We start from the raw sequence: 22,127 nt of genomic DNA on the forward strand, positions 1-22,127 counted from the left end.
ATGGGTTTTTTGTTTCCATTATACGGTACTCCATCCGTTTTAGTTAAACTATTTCCATATGGGAAGATTCACCCATTGAATTTATAAGGTATAATATAAATCCGGCGGCCTCTTTGAGGCCGCCGGATCTGTCAAAAATAATATTAATATGATGTTATAAAATTACGGTCTGTATAGAGTGTGCCGGAGCATTCAACTTGGCAGCCTTTCCTTCAATCCAAAGATTAGTATCAATATCATTGTCGGAATCATTCATAATAACAGTTACCAGCTGTCCGTTTTCGTTCATAAATGCGGAAGATGTCAATGCTGCTCTGTTGGAAGAACTTCCTATTCTTTGAGCATTCGGTTTTATATATTTTGAAACATGACCTATATAATAGTATTCATAGGTATAGAATACCTCTCCTGTTTTGGTATCTGCAATAATGGGAGCAAAGCAGAAATTGCCTTTATGATTAGGTCCTCCGGTTTCATCCAAAAGAATATTCCAATCGGTCCATAAAGCATTTCCTTTATTGAAATCATTCAGCATATTTTTGCTGTACAGCTCTCCCAGGCTTACATCATAGATTTTATCCATACTGAATTGTTCTTTACATCCTTCGGTGAAGGCCAGGAATTTATCTGGAAAAGCTCTGTGTGTTTCTGCTAAATTGTCAAAAAGCTGGGTTTTATTATTCCATGTTTCATACCAATGATACCCGATTCCATGAGCGTATTTTGAGGTTTCAGGATCACTTAATGTAGTGGTTGCTCTCTGATAGATCAGGTCTCTGTTGTGATCCCAGATCATGACTTTTTTATCTTTATATCCGTTTTTCCAAAGGGTTGGTCCGAGGTTTTTTTTCAGGAATTCACCTTCTTCTTCAGCCGTGTAGATACATGATTCCCAGCTTTGGGTAGCCATTGGTTCGTTCTGAACGGTCAGTCCCCAGATATTAATTCCTCTTTTTTCGTATTCTTTGATGAATTTGATATAATAATCTGCCCAGGTCTGATAATATTCGTTTTCCAATCTTCCTCCTTTGTATAAGCTTTTATTTGATTTCATCCAGGCCGGTGGGCTCCAAGGAGAGAAATAGAATGTGAAATTATTTCCAATAGCTTTCTGAGCTTCTTTAATCATCGGAATTTTATACTTCTCATCATGAGCAACATTGAAAGTCTTCAGCGAAGTATCATTATCCTCTACATAGGTATAAGAATCACTGGAGAAATCACATGAATTCATATTGGTGCGGACAACCGTATATCCCAATCCATTTTTTCCAAAATAGGCATCCAGAATTTCTTTCTGCTTATTTTTTGGCATTTTATAAAAAGTTTCTGCTGATGCATCTGTAATAGCACCACCAATTCCTATCAGTTTCTGATATTTAAAATTGGGAGCTACAAAAATACAGGCGTCCGTTTCTTTGGGCTGTCCAAACTGCTCAAACTTAACGGCACCTTTATCTACCATCTTCTCATTTACTTTGGAGTTGGTAAGGATTACTTTAGCTGTTTTCCCTTCATTTTTTTTCCAATAATTCTGAGCATTGACATTGATGACAACGCCTACTACAAAACAACTTACAATTAGTTTTCTCATGATTTTTTCTGTTTCCGGACCCGCATCGTCCTCATTTTCATTATTTATTTTGATAGACTCTTACGTAGTCTATGTAATACTTCTGTGGGAAAATAGTATCATCGATGCCTTCTTTTCCGCCCCACATTCCTCCTATGGCGAGGTTTAAGATGATAAAATAAGGCTGGTCAAAAGGCCATGCTTCATAGTTCTTTTCCTTATTCTGATAGGTGAAAAATTTCTGATCATCAATATAAATGTCTATTTTTTCCGGTGTCCAGTCTGCCTTATAGACATGAAATTGTTCGCTGGCATCCTTTATAATCAAAGTATCCGTTTTCTGCGTTCCCTGGATATGGTTGTATTTTTTAGTGTGGACTGAAGCATGTATATATCCCTGATTGAAACCCACATGTTCCATAATATCCAGTTCACCGTCATCCGGCCATTTCTTCATTTTCTCGCTCATCATCCAGATGGCCGGCCATGTTCCACGACCTTTGGGAAGCTTTGCTCTCACTTCTATTGTACCATATTGAAAAGAGAATTTTCCTTTAGTTAAAAGTCTTGCAGAAGTATATGTATTGTTTTCCCAATTTTCTTTTCTGGCTTCAATGACCAAATTTCCTTTTTCCATTCTGGCATTCTCAAGTCTTTTTTTTGTATAAAACTGAGCTTCTTCATTACCATAGCCTCCTCCACCAACATCGTAATTCCATTTTAATGAATCAGGAAGTCCTTTACCGTTGAACTCATCATTCCATATCAGGGTTCTATGAGCATCAGGTTTATTTGAAGCACAGTTTAAAGCAAAGAAAAACGAAGTCCCTGCTGCACCTATTTTGATGATATTCTTAACTTTCAAATTCATGTTATTAGATTTTGGCTAAAGCCATTTGCTGATATTTTATTAAGCGGGCTAAAGCCCGCTCCTATTGAATTTTACTTTGTCCAATTAATTCTTTTCGTCTGCACATTTTGAGAATTAGTTCCGATCATAATATCGAATTCTCCGCTTTCCCAGTCAAAATTCAAATCGTCATCAAAAAACTTCAGATCTTCCGGTGTCAGTTTAAACTCTACTTTTTTACTTTCTCCTTTTTTGATGAATATTTTCTGGAAACCTTTCAATTCCTTTACAGGTCGTACTACTTTTCCGAAAAGATCCCTGATATAAAGCTGTACCACTTCTTCACCATCATATTTCCCTGTGTTGGAAACGGTAACGCTGATATTCAAAGTCTGGTTTCCTGTAAGGCTTACCGAATTTAAATCCATATCAGAATATTTAAAATCGGTATAGCTTAATCCATATCCAAACGGATATTTCGGATCATTATCAAGATCTATATAAGCTGAAACATAGTTTCGGTCTGTATTATTTTTTGCCGGTCTTCCTGTATTATAATGATTGTAGTACACAGGAATCTGCCCTTCTGTTCTTGGAAAACTCATCGGAAGTTTCCCCCCGGGATTCACATTTCCAAACAGAACATCTGCAATAGAGTTTCCTGCTTCAGTTCCCAACCACCATGTATATGCAATTGCAGGGATATGATCTGCTGCCCAGTTGAAAATCAAAGGTCTTCCGGCATTGATCATCAGAATGATTGGCTTCCCTGTTTTAGCAATTTCTTTCAATAATTCTTCCTGTACCCCAGTAAAACCGATATTACTTCTGCTTTTCGCTTCACCACTCATGGCATGGCCTTCTCCTAATGTCATAATGACAACATCAGCTTTTTTGGCCGTTTCTATCGCTTCTGCAAATTGAGTTTTGTCCTGATCATCAACATTACAGCCTTTTGCATATAGTAAAGTAGAATTTTTATCCAGTTGGTTTTTAATTCCGTCAAACTGCGAAACAATTCTTTGGTTATCATCTTTGAAAGCGATAGACCAGAAACCATGATTGGCCACCGTTTCTTTCCCAAAAGGACCAATCAAAGCAACTGTTTTTGTAGTTTTTGAAAGCGGTAGAATATTTCCCTGATTTTTAAGAAGGACAATACTTTTTGATCCAAATTCCCTTCCGAATTTTCTGTTCTCCTGATTATCGGTTTGTTCTTTCTGTCTTTTTTCACTGCTGAATCTGTAAGGATCATCGAAAAGCCCCATTTCGAATTTTTTGGTTAAAATTCTCGCTGTGGCATCATCTACCAGTTTTACATCTACTTTTCCTTCTTTCACCAGTTTTGGAAGTTCCGCCATGTAGACACGGCTTTCCATATCCATGTCACTCCCACCCTGTATTGCTTTCTCAGCGGCTTCGTTGGCATCTTTGGCATAGCCATGAGGAATCATTTCCCCGATACTTCCCCAGTCTGAAACCACAAAACCTTTATAATTCCATTTTCCTTTTAAAAGATTTCTCTGAATATATTGATTAGCAGTCGCCGGAATTCCATTGATATCATTGAAGGAATTCATAAAAGTGGCTACTCCTGCTTCTGCAGCGGCCTTGAATGGTGGAAGATAAGTTTCATTCAGTTGTCTGAGACTCATATCCACAGAATTGTAATCTCTCCCGCCAACAGCTGCACCATATGCAGCAAAGTGTTTTGCGCAGGCCATCACACCATCAAGACTTCCTAACCCTCTACCCTGAAATCCTTTGATCCTCGCCAATCCTATTTTTGTTCCCAGATAAGTATCCTCCCCGGAACCTTCCATTACTCTTCCCCATCTCGGATCTCTGGCAATATCTACCATCGGAGCGAAAGTCCAGTGAATACCATAAGCCGAAGCTTCCGTTGCAGCAATTCTTTCTGACTTTTCGATCATTCCCAGATCCCAGCTTGCTGCCTGTCCCAGATTCACGGGAAATGTAGTACGGTATCCATGGATAACATCCTGCCCGAACAATAAAGGAATTTTCAGCCTTGACTGCATGGCCAGTTTCTGAAATGCTTTGGTTTCCTCAGAGCCCGCTACATTCAGCATAGAACCTACTTTCCCTTTTTTAATTTCTTCCAAAACGGCTGCTGAATTAGACTGCTGGGGTCCGGTAGCATATTCAAACCCGCTGTACTGGACCATTTGCCCAACCTTTTCCTCCAAAGTCATTTTAGAAAGCAGCTCTGCTACCTTCTGATCAATGGTCTTCTGTCCGTAAACATTCATTCCTAATGTGGAAAGTGCCAGTAAAAAATATGCTTTTTTCATTGTATCGAATTAAAAAATATAGGTTGCTGTAGAACGTCCCGAAATTGCTACAGCAGCAGTTTTCCCGGCAAATTTAATATTAAAATTTTCATCTTCCTGATTATCATTCTGCACAATTAAAACTATTTTCCCAGATTGAGTCATAAAAGCTGCTGTTGAGAGCTTATCAGTCTGCGTGGAAGCAATACGCTGAGAACCTGCAGGAACAAATTTTGAAGCGTGGGCAATAATATAATAGGCAACATTTCTGGTAAAGTTTTCACTATCAGAAACCGTAATAGCTCCTTTACATTCTGTACAACCGCCTGGTGTATGTGGGGCATATTTCGGATCGTTTGCAAGGTTCCATTCCAAAGCGATTTTGCTCCAGTTTCTCATAGAGCCGATGATTACATTTTTGGTATGCCAGTTCAGATCTTCGGTAAAAGTTCCTTTTGAACCCGTCCACTGTTCGGTAAAGTATAGGTTTTTATCAGGAAAAGCATTATGCACAGTGCTTAATGCAGAGATATCTCCTTCATACAAATGAAAAGCAGATCCGTCTATATATTGATTAGCTTTGGAATCTTTTAAAATATCAATAGCATATTCAGGTTTGTTGCAATTGTGATCGTAGACAACAATTTTAGTGGTAACTCCATTGGCTTTAAAAACCGGTCCGAGATGGTTTTTAATAAAATCCCCCTGCTGTTCGGATGGCATATACAAACTTGGATTATTTCCAGGATGCAAAGGTTCATTCTGCGGAGTTACAGCATCAATCGTAATGCCCTCTTTTTTCATTCCCTGGATGTATTTTACAAAATACTGAGCATATGTTCCATAGAATTCAGGTTTCAGGCTTCCTCCTTTTGATTTTCCATTGTCTTTCATCCAGACAGGAGGAGACCAGGGTGCTGCAATGATTTTAATTTTCGGATTGATTGCTAAAATCTCTTTCAACATCGCAATAAGTACTTTATCTTTTGCCAGACTGAATTTTGAAAGAGAAGCATCGGTTTCTCCTGCAGGCAGATCGTCGTATGAAAATACTTCACCATCAAGATCGGAAGCTCCTATGCTTAATCTTAAATAACTAATGGAGATTGAATTTTTATCATTTCCAAAAAGTTCGTTAAGCAATGCTTTTCTTTTGGAAGGAGACAATCGGTTGATTACCTCAACACTTCCTCCGGTCAATGTATATCCAAAACCATCAACATATTGAAATTTTTGAGCATCATCAATTTCAATATTCTGAAAGCTGTTGGAGTTATTTACAAATTTAACGGGAGTCTGCAGCTGTAATTTTACGGTTTCATCGCCTTTTGTAAGCCAGTACTGCACTTCGTTTCCTTTATTCATTGCTACTGAGGTACACGATAAAGAAAAAAGGGCCACACCACTAAGTAGTGCGGCACCTCTAAAGAAACTATATAAGTTGTGAAACTTCATGTTTTAGTATCCTGGGTTTTGGTTTAAAGCAGTATTAGCCAATTCATTAAAAGGAATAGGCAAAATCTCACTTTTTCCTACTATAAACCCTCTGGCTCCCAGTTTTGCCGGTGCATCTCCCCATCGAACCAGGTCAAACCATCTGTGACCTTCCCCTGCCAGCTCTCTTCTTCTTTCATCCTTAATGGCCTGCAAAGAAACCGGAACTGATGCTAAACCTACTCTTGCTCTCACCGCATCTAATAATGCCTGAGCCCTTCCTCCCATACCACCAAGCGCTTCTGCCTCCATCAAATAGGTATCTGCAAGTCTTATAGCAATATAATTCTGACGGAAATTAAGCTCTGTAGGCCCTGGAAGCGTAGATTTATCTGCATTTCTCGGTAAGTATTTGTTCAGGAAATATCCTGTATCTTTGTATCCTGGAGAATAGGTAATTTTCCCTTCGTCTTTAAATTTTTTACCGTTAAAGATCGTAGCATCCAAACGAGGATCTCCCTGCATAAAATTAAATAAATCATTTGTCACTGGGTTAAATCCCCAGCTTGCATAAAGATCCGGAGCATCATTATTCGGAACATTGGCTACACGCCCGTAAGACTTGATTCCTAACATTACATTGATAGAATTCCCTTCATCCTTTCCAGAACCCCAGAACGGCCAATCTGCATTACTTACATTGGTATGCATCACTTCAAGAACAGATTCTGTAGTAAACTTATTATCTACCTTCCACAAATCTGCAAAATTCGCAACAAGTTTATATCCATATTGACTGGTTCCCCCAGGGGTACCATTCACCTCAGCAAACTGTGCTGCTGCTTCAGTATTCTTTTTATCATATAAATAGATTTTACCCAAAATGGCACGGGCTGTACCTTGTGTAATTCTCCCTTTTTCACTGGCACCAGAAGGAACCATCATAAGGTCTGGTATTGCAGAAACAATATCAGATTCTATTTGAGCATATACTTTCGCCGGATCTTCCTGTGGAATATTATAATAATCATCTGTAGACAAAACTGGTTTCAGAATAAGGGGAATATTTTTGAACATTCTTAAGAGTTCAAAATAATATAATGATCTTAGTACTTTGGCTTCTGCAACAAATCTCTTTTTTGTCTGCTCATTCATGCTGGCACCCGGAATTCTATCTAACAAAAGATTAGCCTTTGCAATCCCCTGATAATAGTCTTTCCAATAGCTGGGAGGCATGATAATTGGATTAATTGAATAGTTGGAGAATCCTTGGATACCAGCTCCATCTGAAGAATTTCCTCCTCCTGAGTAGAAATCATCAGAGGCTCCATTGAAGAATGTCACCATGTTTTCAAATCCACCGGAGTATTTTCTCAACATATCATAGGTGGCTATCAAACCGCTGAATGACTGTTCTTCATTTTTGAAATAGTTGCTTGAATCGAAAGTACCTGTATTTTTTACATCTTCTAAGTTTCCTCTGTCACAAGATACCGCTCCAAAACTAATACCTGCTAGAAATAAAACAGATAGACTTCTATAGATAAATCTTTTATTTTTCATTTTTTTAATTATTAAAATTGAACATTAGCTCCGAAAAGGAAAGTTCTCGCTTGTGGATAGAAAGCCCTGTCTATCCCAAATGTATCTGCTCCTGCAATTTCAGGATCATACCCTGTATATTTGGTAAAAGTTGCAAGATTTTCTCCTGTCACATAGAATCTGATTTTTGAAGCTCCAATAGATTGTGCCGCATCTTTAGATAAAGTATAACCTATCTGAACCAATTTAAGACGTAAGTAATCTCCTTTCTGAAGATAATAATCAGACATTCTGGTATAGTTTTGATTATCATCATTTCTTGTAACTCTAGCTATTGTATTGGATGTTCCTTCACCTGTCCAGCGGTCCAAAATAGCTGTTTGATAATTGGCTTCCTGAATATCAAGTCTTCTCAGACCCTGGAAAATTTTATTACCAGCCTGCCCCTGAGCGAAAATCATCAGGTCGAAATTCTTATAATTCATATTAATCGTAAGTCCAAACGTATATTTTGGTACTGAATTCCCCAGATTGATATAATCTTGCTCATCAATCACTCCATCTCCGTTTGCATCTAGTCTTTTGAAATCTCCTGGCTTTGCATTAGGCTGAATTAATCCTCCATTCGCATTTCTATAGGCATCAATCTCTGTCTGATTTTGAAAAACACCCAGGTTTTTATACCCATAGAAAGAACCGTAAGACTCTCCTACCTGCAATCTGGAAACAGCTCCCAAAGTTTGAAAAGAAGCAAAGTTAACATAAGGCCTGTCATCTTCAAGTCTTGTAATTTGATTTTTCAAATAAGCAAAATTACCGTTGACAGAAAAACCAAAGTCTGACCATTTCTTTTTGTAACCTAAGCTTACTTCAACCCCGTCGTTGTTCATATCCCCAATATTTCTAAATGGATTATTAATTAATCCTAAATAGCCGGGAAGCTCAACTTTTCTTAAAATATCGGTACTTTTTTTTCTGTAAACATCAACACTTAGATCAAAATTTTTGAAAATCTTAAGATCTGTTGCAATGTTGAACTGTGATGTTCTTTCCCATTTCAAGTTGGGATTCTCCAGGGTACTTGGCGCATATCCGACACGGATAATATTATCTCCGAAAGTATAATTACTTCCCGCAATTAAGAAATTAGCAAACTGGAAGTCATCAATAGCATCATTACCCAATACACCATATCCTCCTCTCAGTTTAAAATTGGTAATTACTTTATTTTCCGGCCAGAAACTTTCATTAGACACATTCCAGCCTAAAGACATTGCCGGGAAGTTTCCCCAGTGATTATTGCTTCCGAATTTTGAAGATCCATCTCTACGAATTGTTCCTGTAAAAAGGTATCTGTTATCATAATCATAAACCACTCTGGCAAAATAAGAAGCTTTGTGGGTCTGCTTCCCATCCCAGGCGTTACCTGTTTTATTTTCCGGAGAGATATCAAAATTGAAAGATGCATCTTCCCAATTATTTACCGGAAGATTGGTAAATCTTGTATTTTGTCCTGAAGAGATATTATATTCATAGTAACCTTGTCCGAGTAATACATTTAAGCTATGCAGTCCAAACTTATTTTGATAGGTCAATGTATTTTCAGTACTCCACTCAAACTTTTTATCAGTTTGTCTGAATAGACTGTTGAAGTCATTTTTATTAGCTGTACTCAGATAATTAGTTGGCGTAAAGATCTGCTCTCCCCAATAAGAAAGCTTCCCGTTCATGCTTGATTTAAAAGTGATATGTTTATTAAGCTTTAGCTCAGCAAATACATTGGCTATAATATCATCAGACCATTTATATCTTCCTAACTGCGTTTGTCTGAAAGCCAGCGGATTGGTCATCTCTTTACTTACATATTGTGAGATTCCATATGCATTTCCATTAGGATCTCTTACATAATTTGGGTTATTAACATAATCGCTAAAGTTAGGCTCATTATTAATCCCATTTTTTACAATCACAGGAGTTAATGGGTCCAAGTTAATTGCTGAACTTAAAGGTCCTCCAAATTCACCATTATCAGTAACTCCCTGAGATCTTGTATGAGTATACGCAAAAGTTTGGCCTACTGTCAAAAAGTCGAATACTTTGTGAGTTGAATTTAATCTGGCATTCACCCTTTTATAGTTTGAGATATCTCTTAATACAATACCTTGTTGATCGTAATATCCAAAAGATGAATAAAAAGTAGATTTATCATTTCCTCCACTAATACTAAATTCATGAGACTGGCGCTGTGCACTGTTAAAGATCTGTTTTTGCCAATCTGTTCCTACTCCGTACGATGAAGGGTCTCCTAACACAGGCTTCAACCCATCGTTAAGGTAAGCTTCATTCATAATGGTTGCATATTGCGATCCATTTAACAGGTCGAGCTTTTTAGAAGCATTTCCAACACCAAAGAAACCATTATAGGAAAGATTCATTTTTCCTTTTGCTCCTTTCTTTGTTGTGATCAAAATAACTCCTTTTGCAGCAGATACTCCATAAATGGCTGCAGAAGCTCCATCTTTAAGAATTTCCATTCCTTCAATATCAGACTGATTCAACCAGCCAATATTATCCACTACAATTCCGTCTACCACCCATAAAGGATCATTACTTCCTGCTCCAAAACTGGTAATACCACGAACACGGACAGTAGCAGCAGTTCCCGGCTGTCCTGAATTTGATATGACAGAAACACCGGCGGCCCTTCCTTGAAGTACCTGTTCTGGCCTTCCTGCTGTTGGAGCATTATCAATATCAGAAGCTTTAATACTTGATATTGCTCCAGTCACATTGCTTTTTTTCTGACTGCCATAACCAATCATTACGACCTCGTCTATTTTATTTTCTTTTGGGACAGTGTCCTTTACGGTAGTCTGCGCATTGAAATTTGCTGTAAAATACAGCACAGCAATGACTCCAAGACTTCTTGATATTCTTACATTCATATACAGTTATTGTTTAATTCTCAAATTGAGACAATAAAAATATATTTTTTTTCAATTAATTAACATTCTATTCACAAATATTTTAATTTTTCTTTTATTTTTCAGGGTTAGAAGCCCTATCTTCGCATCAATATTTCATAAAATTTCACAAAAAAACAATAAAGAAGTCTCCCAAAATGGTCATCAAGCTTTCTAAAATTTCTCTTCCTTTAAAACTTTCCTTTCTAATTTTTTCAATGGTTCTGAACTGTATGGGACTTATCATTTTGCAGCTGTCTGAAGAAAAGGTGACTTACGGAGAACTGGGACTTTTAGAATCTTTTAAAGACTTGCCCATTGCTTTTATTTCTCTTTTTGCAGTAAGTTTTATTAACAAAACAGGAACGAAAAAAGCTTTGATTTCTGCTTTGATGATTGTCGGGTTTTGCTCTTGCCTTCTTCCGTTTATAGAGGTTTTCTGGTTTTTTAAGCTGTGGTTTGCCATCATCGGAGCCTGTTTTGCTATTGGTAAGATCTGTGTTTTCGGGATCATCAGAAACAATATTTCGGATGAAAAATCACTGGCAAAAACGATGAATAATGTGGAAGCTTCTTTTATGATCGGAATTTTTGTCGTCAATACCTTTTTTGGATGGGTCATATCCAGTTCTTATTCTGAATATTGGAAATTTTGTTTTTTAATCATCGCTTTCTTAGCTGCAATCACTATATTTTTGCTTTCAAAGATTGAAATATCAGAATCCAAACCTTTGGAAGATAAGAGTATCTTTTCTGAACTATCAGGATTTACGACCCCTACAGTAATTTTATTTCTAGGAGTCGTTTTTTCTATTGTTTTTGTAGAACAGGGATTCAATTCATGGCTTCCGTCTTTTTATAAAAACCACCTGAAAGTCAATTCATTTTTTGCCCTTCAGGCCACTTCTTTCCTTGCCGTATTTTCATATGCAGGAAGAACGATAACAGCCCATATCATCCGAAGATTTTCATTACCGAGTTATTATATTTCCTGTATGGCTTTCATAATTGCATTACTGCTAATTATTCTAGGAATACAATATTTTGAATCTGTAAATTCAAAATTGATTCTTTTCTTATTTCCTGTGATAGGTTTATTTTTATCTCCCCTTTATCCTGTCATCAACTCGAAGATGATCGCACAGGTGGATAAAGAAAAGGTCAATCTTTTTACTTCTCTTATTGTTATTTTCTCTTCTCTGGGCAGCTCTGTCAGCTCTATTATTATGGCAATATTATTTGAAAAACAACTATTAAATTTCTATCCTTTATATATTTTATCTTCTGTAATTTTTCTTTTTGGGATTAGTTTTGTATTTTTTAATGTTTCAAAAAGAAAATAGTTTTATTTTTACTGCCATGAAAATCAAAGACACAAAAAGTAAAGAAACACTTCGGGAACTTATCGATACAAAAGATTTTGTAGCCCATATATCTGTTGACTGCACTATATTCGGCTTTCATAATAACATTTTGAAAGTTCTTCTTTTAAAGTACCATGATCTTGATTTGTGGTCACTTCCAGGTGGTTTTGTTTTCAATGATGAAGATTTAAGGGAGGCTGCTGAAAGGGTTTTGTATGAGAGAACACATCTTAAAGGTTTATTTTTGAAGCAGTTTCATACTTTTGGAAGAATAGACCGTACAGAAAATAATGTTCACCAGATCCTTCTTAAAAATAAAGGAATAGAAGTTCCTGGAGACCACTGGATTTTTCAACGATTTGTTACCGTAGGATATTGCAGTCTTATCGACTTTTCATTGACAAATACTTTTCCTGATGCTTTCAATGAAAGCTGTGAATGGTTTGAGGTCAATAACCTACCCAAGATGGCTTTTGACCATGACAGAATCATAGAAACCGGGTTAGAATATCTTAGAATGAATATTAATACGGAAGTGGCGGCCAGTAATCTGCTTCCTGAGAAATTTACGATGAAAGATCTTCAGTCTCTTTATGAAACTATTTTGGGACAGAAATTCAGAAGAAATAATTTTCAGCGTAAAATTTTAAGCTTAAATATCCTTGACAGAATGGAAAAACTGTATGATGGTTCAGCCAATAAAGCCCCTTATCTGTATAAATTTAAAACTGAAGTTCATAATTCTACCAATCAGTATCCTATCTCTAATGATGAGGAGGTTTAAAATGTAGAATTTATCCTATAAACAAATAAAAAGGGCATTATCTGTCTGAAAACCAACCGCAAGATAAGTTTTCAAAAAAATTTCTCAGACACCACGAAAAATGCTATTTTTAACCAAATCAAAAAATCATGTCATATTATCCTCTTACAAGCATCCCTGATTATTATGGAATTGATGCTTTACTTACTGAAGAACACAAACTAATCCGCCAATCTGTAAGAGACTGGGTAGAGAGTTTTGTAATGCCGCAGATTGATCAGGCCGCTCAAAATCATACAGATATTCCTAATCTTATGAGAGAATTGGGGAAAATCGGGGCATTAGGACCTTATATCCCGGTTGAGTATGGCGGTTCAGGATTAGACCAGATTTCTTATGGTCTGATTATGCAGGAATTGGAAAGAGGAGATTCCGCAGTACGTTCTGCTGCTTCGGTTCAGAGCTCTTTGGTGATGTTTCCTATCAATGAATTCGGTTCTGAGGAACAGAAAATGAAATATCTTCCTAAGCTTGCTGCCGGAGAAATGATCGGATCTTTTGGATTGACAGAACCTAACCACGGTTCAGACCCAAGTTCTATGGAAACTTATTTTAAAGATATGGGAGACCATTATCTTTTGAATGGGGCTAAAATGTGGATCACCAACTCTCCACTATGCGATATCGCGGTGGTATGGGCAAAAAATGAGGAAGGGAAAGTACAGGGATTGATCGTGGAAAGAGGAATGGAAGGATTCACTACTCCTGAAACTCATAATAAATGGAGCTTAAGAGCTTCTAAAACCGGAGAACTGGTATTCAATAACGTAAAAGTTCCGAAAGAGAACCTTCTTCCTGGAGTAACAGGACTGAAAGGACCTCTATCTTGTCTGAACTCTGCAAGATATGGAATTTCATGGGGAGTAATCGGTGCTGCAATTGACTGCCACTGTACTGCCGTTCAGTATTCTAAAGAAAGAAAACAGTTTGGAAAACCAATCGCTTCTTACCAGCTTCAACAGAAAAAATTGGCTGAATTCTTAACAGAGATTACAAAAGCTCAGTTATTATGTCTTCAGTTAGGAAATCTTAAAAATGCCCACAAAGCAACTCCGGCTCAGATCTCTATGGCTAAACGTAATAACGTAAATATGGCGATTGAAATTGCCAGAGAATCCAGACAAATCCTTGGTGGTATGGGAATTATGGGTGAATTCCCAATGATGAGACATGCTGCTAACCTGGAATCTGTGATCACTTATGAAGGAACACATGACGTTCACTTGCTGATCACCGGACTGGATATTACAGGAATCAACGCTTTCTAAAGAAAGACAAAAAATATAAACAAAAGAGTCTGGCCTTCGGCCAGACTCTTTTGTTTACTCACTTTACAGAGAATTGATATTCAATGAATAATTATTGATGCTTTAATATTTTTGTCTATTTATTAAAGTTATTACCTTAATGAACACAAAAAACCATCAATATGAAAAAAATTACGACTTTTTTAATGGGTCTTACAGCTCCATTCTACTTTGCTCAGCAGGCAGGAGATCTGGTAAGCGCTGAACAGAAACTGGATTTAACACCACAGGGAGTCATTAATTTTATCGCCAATAATCTAGGGGAACAGGATGCCCCGGAATTTGCCAATTACCTCAACGGTTTTAATGTCGGCTTAAAAGGTTACAAGATTACTTATTACACCAAAAATGAAAATAATGTTCTTGTAAAAGCCACCGGACTGCTGATGTATCCTAATGTAGGATTCAAATTGTCAACAGTTGTATCAGATCATGGAACAACAGACAGCAGAAACAATGTTCCTTCTAATTTCAAGGGAACTTTAACTGCAGGATTTGTTGTTGAACTGTCTTATGTACTTAATGGCTATGTTTTAATGGCACCTGACTATGTAGGAATGGGATCTGGAGACGGGGTTCATCCTTATGTAGACTATGCCACTGAAGCAGGAGCTACTATTGATTTTATTACTGCTGCCAATAAAGTACTTGGGCAATTGGGTGTAAAACGCTATGATGAGTACTTTTTAGCCGGATATTCCCAGGGAGCGCATGCTGCCATGTCTACTTTAAAAAGATTAAGCATTTCGAATCCCAATAATATCAAATTCAAGTATGCCTATATGGGCGACGGTCCCTATGATTTCTCTGGAGTTACTCTAAATAAGGGAGTCCTGGAAAAAGATTTTTATCCGTTTACCTCATTCCTTGCCAACGTTCTTCATACCTGCAACAACACAGGATATAAAACCTATAACAACAACATTTCGGAAGTTATTTCTGCAGAATATCTTGATAAGTATAACTATCATGTTGTTCAGGATAATGGAGGCCTTTTATGGGGCCCTGTGATATGGCGAAAATTATTTACTCAAAACTTTATAAACGATGTCACCACCAATCCCAATAATAAACTCAGACAATGCATGAAACCAAAAGATGTCTACGATTGGTACAATAAAACACCTATGACATTGGGGCATTCTACTGTAGACCTGGCTATTCCGCCTGAAAACACTTCCAAAACCATCGATGTTCAGCGTGGATATTATGCATGGTGGGATCTGAATAAATATAAGCTGGACTCTTTTTACTGGGGACCTATCGGCCATGTAGGAGGAATTCTGCCTTTCACTTTAGCTTCCAATGTCAAATTCAATACTTTGAGAAGCGGCGGACTTCTTAATGAATGGGCGATTGCGGGATCCATTTTCGGCAAGCAGTCAGCAGAGAGGGCTAATGAAAAAAACACTCTTCTTCCATCTCAGATAAAACCTGACCTTGGTGCTATGGAATTGGTTGAAATTACAGATTTCAATAAAGAAAAAGCGCAAAGCAGAACTGCAACCGACCGCAGCTTATCTACTTTAAAAGATGGAGTTTATCTGTTGAAAGTATCAGAAAATAATGAAAATAAAATAATTCCATACATCAAAAACACTCCTAAAGAGGTTTCTGAAAACGAAATCGTACAATCTGCAACGCCATCTGTTCTACAGTTAAAAGTTGATCAGGACGAACTTTCTGCTGTCTATGTTTTTGATGAAAGTAAAATGCTGGTTAAAAGCATTTCTCAGAAACAATACCGTGAAGCCGGAGGAATCAGTTTACAGGACCTTGAGAATAAAAACTACACATTTGAAGTGGTAACTCCGTATTATAATCTTCAATTCAATAAAGCAATTGGCGGTACATCATCTTTCGAAAGCAATACAGATATCTTTACTCAAAAACAGCAGATTATTGCAAAAGCCGGCAATGACATTAAAAATATCAGCATTTACAGTATTTCCGGTTCTTTGATTGTTCAGCAGGAAGTTAACAAACCACTATTTGAATCCAGAAATTTAGAACCGGGGGTATATCTGGTACAAGTCACGCTTTCTAATGGAAAAGTCATTTATAAAAAAGTAAAACTATAACTTCAATCCTCTTCATAATATCATTTCAAGTTAATTTTAGCACTTCAGCAATGAAGTGCTTTTTTATATATGTTCTCAATGTTATAATCTTTCTTCCTGAATTAACAGATCAAAATAACTCCACAAAAAATAATTGGAAATACAACTCAATAAAAGACAAAAAGAATTACGTAATTCATTATTATTAATCATTTTACATCCTAAAATTTTAATTCCCAACAAATATTATCTTAAAATCACATAAATGATTCTTGTCATTTATTTTAAATTATTCTAAATAAAATTAGCAAACTTATACTGAGCCTGCTACTTTTGCCGAAAGAATAATGCCAGATGGTACATAATGACTCCCAATCCCTTTTAAGGCTCCGATTTTTCAGTTTTCTTATTTTTCTTACAACCATTACAGCAATCAAGGCACAGAACGTACAGTTTACAATCACCTTTGAAATAAAGAACAACGATCAAGCCTCAGTAAAAGGCTCTGAAATAAAGATTTTTTCTGAAGAAAATACCTATACAGCGTCTACCAATGACAATGGAATCGCAGTAACACATCTTATTCCGGGAAAATATAAAATAGAAGCCTGGAAAAACGGAATTCTGGGGTATTCCGGCAAGATATCCGTAACAAAGTCTGAAACATTCGTATTTTCATTTTCAGAGAAACTCAATACTATCGAAGAAGTCGTTATCACCGCCAAGGAAGGAAAAGGGCTTACGTCCTCCTCTATAATCAGCCAGCGGGCGATGCAGCATTTACAGCCTTCAAGCTTTTCCGATCTCTTGGAACTTCTTCCCGGAGGAAGATCTGGAGACCCGGTTCTGAATCAGGCTAACAAAATCAGTCTTCGCGAAACCGGCAGACCCGGCAGCGATTATAATACATCTTCCATGGGGACTACTTTCCTGGTAAATGGAGCTCCTTTGAACTCTAATTCCAATCTGCAGTATACCTATGATTTTTTAGATAAAACGAATAACGGTCTCAAAAGAAGACTTAATATAACCAGTGGTGTAGATATGCGAAGTATTTCTACAGATCAGATTGAAAGTGTGGAGATCCTTCGCGGAATTCCTTCTGCAATCTATGGAAATCTGACTTCAGGAATTGTAAAAATCACCAATAAATCCGGCTATACAAAATGGAAGGCAAGATTTAAAGCAGATGGTTACAGTAAGCTTTTCGCGGTGAGTAAAGGTTTTGAAAATAAAGAAAAAGACCTTAAAATAAACACAGGTATCGACTACCTGAATGCAAAATCCGACCCAAGAGACCAACTTGAAAGCTATAAAAGAATAACCGCTCACCTGGCTATTATAAAAGAAAAAAAATATGATCGTGGAATCGCAAGATGGCAGAGCAACCTTAGCTATACGGGCTCACTGGACGGTTCAAAATCTGACCCTGACATCGATTTGTCTGAACTCAATTCTTACGAAGTGAACAATCATCTTTTGAGTCTTTCCAACCTGTTTACTTATACTAAAAATGAGCCTTCGTTCTATCGATCAACCGAAATTCAGGCAACCATCAACCAAAGATTTGACAAAATAAAACAGACTAAATTTATCCAGCTGGAAAATGCAACTGCCTTTCCTTTATCAGCAACTGAAGGGGAATACGATGGCTACTACCCGGAACCCCGCTATATTTCAAACTATACCGTGGACGGAAAACCTCTCGATTTGTTTGTCAAAATGATCAATAACTTTCAGGTCAATTATAAATCGATAACGCATGAGTTCAATGCCGGATTTGACTGGCAAATGAGCAAAAACTGGGGCAAAGGACAACTATTTGATATCTACAGACCCATTGATCCCAAGGCAACTTTCAGACCGCGTGCTTACCGTGATGTTCCTGCTTATATGACTTCTGCATTGTTTCTGGAGTCTATCAACTCATTACAAGCAGGTAAGCACAAGCTTACACTGGCATTAGGACTAAGAGGAAATACGATGATGAATCTGCCTTCTCATTTCAAAATGAACGGAAAATTGTATGCAGACCCCAGAGCCAACTTTCAATGGGAACTCCCTTCTTTTGATTTGATGCAAAAAAAAGCAACCATAGCTTTAACATTAGGATATGGTAAGCAGAGTTTGTTCCCGGATCTTAATCTCCTGTATCCGGAACTTATTTACAAAGACATTCAGCAGTTGAATTATTTTCATAATAATCCAAACTATAGAAGAGTCAATTATAAAACACTGGTTTACAACCCACAGAATCCGGATATAGAACCCGCTGTGAATGAAAAGTTTGAAGCAAGAATAGATTTCAGTCTGGGAGCACATCAGCTATCGGTTACTGTTTTTAAAGAAAATATGCGCAATGCATTCCGTTCTATGAATGAATATACCTTGTATCAATACAAAAAATATGATACTTCAGGGCTGAATCATGATGCCATCACCTCCCCGCCGGATGTGAGTACACTTCCCTATCAGACAGTAAATGAGAACTTTCTTTATACGACTCAAAAAAACGGCAGCAAAGTAGACAAAGAAGGGGTGGAGTTTCAATATTCCTCCAATAGAATCCCTGTAATCAACACAAGATTTACTGTAAATGGAGCATGGTTCCGAACGAAATACGGCAACAGCCTTCCGGTATACAGAGGAAGAGATTTGTTAATCGATGGAAGACCTTATCCTTATCTGGGATTATATGACGGAATGGAGCCCAACTCTGTGAATGAAGTATTGAACACCAACCTGATGATGGATACTTATATTCCCCGTCTGGATCTTGTTTTTTCTTCATCATTCCAGTTTTCATGGTATTCTATGAGAAAACTTCTTCCCATGAGCGGAACCCCAAGTCATTATGTGGATCAGAATGGTACAGTACTTCTCTATAATCCGGATTCCGTAAAAGGAACCATTCTGGAAAGCCTGATTATTGCTCAGAATGAAGATCTCTACAACAGCTCCAGAAGACCTATGGAAATGAATGTCAATCTGAAAGTCACCAAAAGTTTCAGAAACAAAGCGGTTGTTGTCTCTATGTTTGCCAACCGGTTATTCAGCTATTATACCCCTTACAACATCAACGGATTTACCATCAACAGAAAAGGAGCTTATGATCCTTACTTCGGAATGGAAATCAATTTCAATTTATAAACAATTTCAATTCAATAAAGTTATGTTAAAACATGTATTAAGAACACTGCTCGTATTGTGTGCAGCAATTGCTATTACAGCCTGTTCTTCAGACTCCAATGATGCTTCGGAAGCAAAGACTTCATTAAAACTGGAACTCAAAGTAGTTCCTGACAATATGCAGGTTAAAGAATACAAACATCTTACGATCAATTTCAAAGAACTTAATTCCGGATTTACGATTACCCAGGAGCTTACAAACACCAATACTCTGCAGGTTGTCCTTCCTTCAGGGACCTATAACATCATTGCGGAAGGAAGCATTATGTATGCTGACAACTCCGGGCCGACAGAGGCTAAAGTTGCCGGGGTACAAAACGGAATAGTCATTAACGGAAGCGAAATAAGCAAGACTCTGGATCTGTCATTAAAATCAGGAAGCAGCAATGATCTTATCCTGGAAGAGGTTTTCTTTACCGGAACTAAAACACCACAGGGAGCCATGTATTTCGGTGATCAGTATTTTAAAATCACCAATAATACGGACAAGACTTTATATGCCGATGGTATGTTATTGATACAATCCAGCTTTATGACCAATGAAAAACAGGATTACAGCCCCAATATCATAGGAACTACGCTGTCTGCCGGTGCTATTATCAGAATTCCGGGAACAGGAACAACCTATCCTGTAAAAGCTGGAGAATCCGTTATTATTGCAGAAGATGCGATTAATCATAAAGATTTTAATCCTTCGTCTATTAATCTTTCCAATGCCAATTTCCAGATTTTCAAAGAAGATTCTGATGATATCGACAATCCCGCGGTTCCGAAAATGGTGAACGTTTTTGAAAAAATGGTAATTCATACGCAGGGATATTATGCCTATGCTTTGGCACGTATGCCACAAGGGATGACGAATCAGGCTCTGATCGGTCAAAATTCATATACTTATACCTACAACCTTACTATCGGCGGTGATGTATATCCTATGGACGGCACTGCTGTCAAAATCCCAAATGAATGGATCATAGATGCTGTGAATCTAAGTGTGCAGGATTCATTCCAATGGCTGGTAACTTCTCCATCTTTGGATATGGGATGGACTTCTGTAACAACTTTTGATGGAGATAAAAATCGTTTTGGTAAAGCTGTCCGCAGAAAAGTGACAGGAAAAACAATAGATGGTAAAAATATTCTTAAAGATACCAACAACTCTACAGCAGATTTTGAACATGGTGTAAAACCATCTTTATTTAATTAAAAAATGAAATATTTTCTTCCCATATCCATCCTGCTGATCTCCTTTTCAGGTATAAAACTCCAGGCTCAGATCAATGACACCATCATAGAAAAAGTACGTGAAGAGTACAGTTACGAAAGGCTTATTAAAAACAGTATTACCATCAATCCTGCCAGCCATGCGGGAGCGAGGAAATACAGTATTACCACTTTCAATGTGTTTACTGAAAACAGCAAAACACCCAATCAGATCCAGCAAAAAGGCAAAGGGAAAAATCTTTGGGGTGTGGAAGCAAGCAGCTTACAGAACCTCGATAATACAACAACAGTATGGGGCAATGCTTCTTATACTCAGGGGAAAAACAAGCAGGTGGTGTGGAATGAAAATTCAGATTATGAGCGTATCTACCCTTACGTAGCCGCCGACAGCGTAGGTGGTGATATGAAGTTTGAAAATTATAGCTTTTCAGGAGGATATTCCAAAAAGATGAATACCTACACCCTGGGGATTACCGGAAGTTATCAGGCTACGTTAAACTACAGAGATGTAGATCCACGCCCTAAAAATACGGCAGCCCAGTTTTCTTTAGCCATAGGGGCTAATAAACTGATGTTTCAGAAGTTCAGGATCGGAGCTTATCTGAATGCTGAAAAATATACTCAGAAGCATTATCTGAGCTTTGTGAGCAATCAGGGATATCCTATGATCTATAATATGAGCGGACTGGGAAATTACAATGAACTGCTTTCCGGAAAACTCCGTCAGGCGTATTATGAAGGCTGGTCTTATGGAGGAGGTTTACAGATCTTTGAAGCAGACAACAGAAGCTGGTACCTGAATATGGGGTTAAAAAAGTTTAATCTTGATAAGCTATTGACAGAATATGCAGATCTCAACGCTTCCAAAATTGATGAACGACAGCTTACCTTTTCAGCGGGAAAATTCTTTGATTCCGGAAAAATAATCTGGGGAGTTTCTGCCGAAGGAAACAGTACGGAACGAAAAGGCACTGAGAACCTGTTCCTGAATGAAAATTCAAGAAACTACATACAGATAGGAAGTGTGGAAAAATATAATCACAAGGTTAATAGTCTTGTTTTTAAAGGACTTGTACAAATGGGGAATGAAAAGGCCACCTCATCTCTGTCTCCTTTTTTTGGATGGGCTCAGGAAAAGGAAAAATACAGCAGCCCGGCATCAAAAATGGAATTGAACAAGATGATGTATGGAGCAGATTATCAGTGGCTGAAAACTTTCAATCATCAACAGGTATTATCTGTAATCGTAGGACTTTCTGCAACCAATGTCTATCAAACGGATGCTCTTTTCAATAATTCCGGAAAGCCGTCCATCAATACGATGCTTCAGGAAAATTTTGCCTTTCAGTCTTCAGATTTCTGGCAGGCAAAGCTTGATATTAATTTTCATTTCAGTTTCACTGTTATCAAGAGTGCTTTTATAGGGGGTAAGATGATGTACAGCAATTTTAAAAGTATTAGCAACACCCTATTTTCACTCAGTATAGGAAGTATTTTTTAAACACAT

The 22,127-nt window shown here is 37.5% G+C and carries 13 protein-coding genes; 7 read left to right on the forward strand and 6 right to left on the reverse strand.

The genetic code is table 11. The features are described 5' to 3' along the window. Window positions 1-154: 154 nt before the first annotated feature. The 6 genes from AC07UM_RS01735 to AC07UM_RS01760 all read right to left on the reverse strand — a co-directional run bounded on the left by AC07UM_RS01735 (window position 155) and on the right by AC07UM_RS01760 (window position 10,638). Window positions 155-1,594: a glycoside hydrolase family 30 protein gene (locus AC07UM_RS01735; protein ID WP_494682765.1), complete on the reverse strand. Its 1,440-nt coding sequence runs from the start codon at window positions 1,592-1,594 to the stop codon at window positions 155-157. A 40-nt stretch (window positions 1,595-1,634) separates the two neighbouring features. After that, entirely contained in the window at window positions 1,635-2,444 is an 810-nt protein-coding gene (locus AC07UM_RS01740) for a glycoside hydrolase family 16 protein (RefSeq protein WP_494682764.1), read from the reverse strand. A 71-nt stretch (window positions 2,445-2,515) separates the two neighbouring features. Then, window positions 2,516-4,738, reverse strand: coding sequence for a glycoside hydrolase family 3 N-terminal domain-containing protein (locus tag AC07UM_RS01745; RefSeq protein WP_494682763.1), 2,223 nt, complete (start codon window positions 4,736-4,738; stop codon window positions 2,516-2,518). 9 nt (window positions 4,739-4,747) lie between these two features. Next, window positions 4,748-6,172, reverse strand: coding sequence for a glycoside hydrolase family 30 protein (locus tag AC07UM_RS01750; RefSeq protein ID WP_494682762.1), 1,425 nt, complete (start codon window positions 6,170-6,172; stop codon window positions 4,748-4,750). Window positions 6,173-6,175: 3 nt separating this feature from the next. After that, window positions 6,176-7,714, reverse strand: coding sequence for a RagB/SusD family nutrient uptake outer membrane protein (locus AC07UM_RS01755; protein ID WP_494682761.1), 1,539 nt, complete (start codon window positions 7,712-7,714; stop codon window positions 6,176-6,178). 11 nt (window positions 7,715-7,725) lie between these two features. Next, window positions 7,726-10,638: a SusC/RagA family TonB-linked outer membrane protein gene (locus AC07UM_RS01760; RefSeq protein ID WP_494682760.1), complete on the reverse strand. Its 2,913-nt coding sequence runs from the start codon at window positions 10,636-10,638 to the stop codon at window positions 7,726-7,728. 176 nt (window positions 10,639-10,814) lie between these two features. Here AC07UM_RS01760 and AC07UM_RS01765 point away from each other — a divergent pair, with 176 nt between their 5' ends. The 7 genes from AC07UM_RS01765 to AC07UM_RS01795 all read left to right on the forward strand — a co-directional run bounded on the left by AC07UM_RS01765 (window position 10,815) and on the right by AC07UM_RS01795 (window position 22,121). Continuing rightward, complete coding sequence (locus tag AC07UM_RS01765) at window positions 10,815-11,999, forward strand: MFS transporter (RefSeq protein ID WP_494682759.1); 1,185 nt, start codon at window positions 10,815-10,817, stop codon at window positions 11,997-11,999. Window positions 12,000-12,015: 16 nt separating this feature from the next. Then, window positions 12,016-12,804, forward strand: a complete 789-nt coding sequence (locus AC07UM_RS01770; RefSeq protein WP_124531069.1) for an NUDIX hydrolase — start codon at window positions 12,016-12,018, stop codon at window positions 12,802-12,804. Window positions 12,805-12,932: 128 nt separating this feature from the next. After that, entirely contained in the window at window positions 12,933-14,111 is a 1,179-nt protein-coding gene (locus AC07UM_RS01775; protein ID WP_103235237.1) for an acyl-CoA dehydrogenase family protein, read from the forward strand. A gap of 161 nt (window positions 14,112-14,272) precedes the next feature. Beyond that, window positions 14,273-16,231: a T9SS type A sorting domain-containing protein gene (locus tag AC07UM_RS01780; protein WP_494682758.1), complete on the forward strand. Its 1,959-nt coding sequence runs from the start codon at window positions 14,273-14,275 to the stop codon at window positions 16,229-16,231. Window positions 16,232-16,564: 333 nt separating this feature from the next. Further along, on the forward strand, window positions 16,565-19,360 hold the full coding sequence (locus tag AC07UM_RS01785; protein WP_494682757.1) for a TonB-dependent receptor plug domain-containing protein: 2,796 nt from the start codon (window positions 16,565-16,567) through the stop codon (window positions 19,358-19,360). Between the two features lie 22 nt (window positions 19,361-19,382). After that, complete coding sequence (locus tag AC07UM_RS01790) at window positions 19,383-20,603, forward strand: DUF4876 domain-containing protein (RefSeq protein ID WP_494682756.1); 1,221 nt, start codon at window positions 19,383-19,385, stop codon at window positions 20,601-20,603. Window positions 20,604-20,606: 3 nt separating this feature from the next. Continuing rightward, a complete protein-coding gene (locus AC07UM_RS01795) occupies window positions 20,607-22,121 on the forward strand; it encodes a DUF6850 family outer membrane beta-barrel protein (RefSeq protein WP_494682755.1) in 1,515 nt (504 codons plus the stop codon). The last annotated feature ends 6 nt before the right edge of the window (window positions 22,122-22,127 follow it).

Source organism: Chryseobacterium sp. GW821-FHT04C04, from assembly GCF_059420365.1.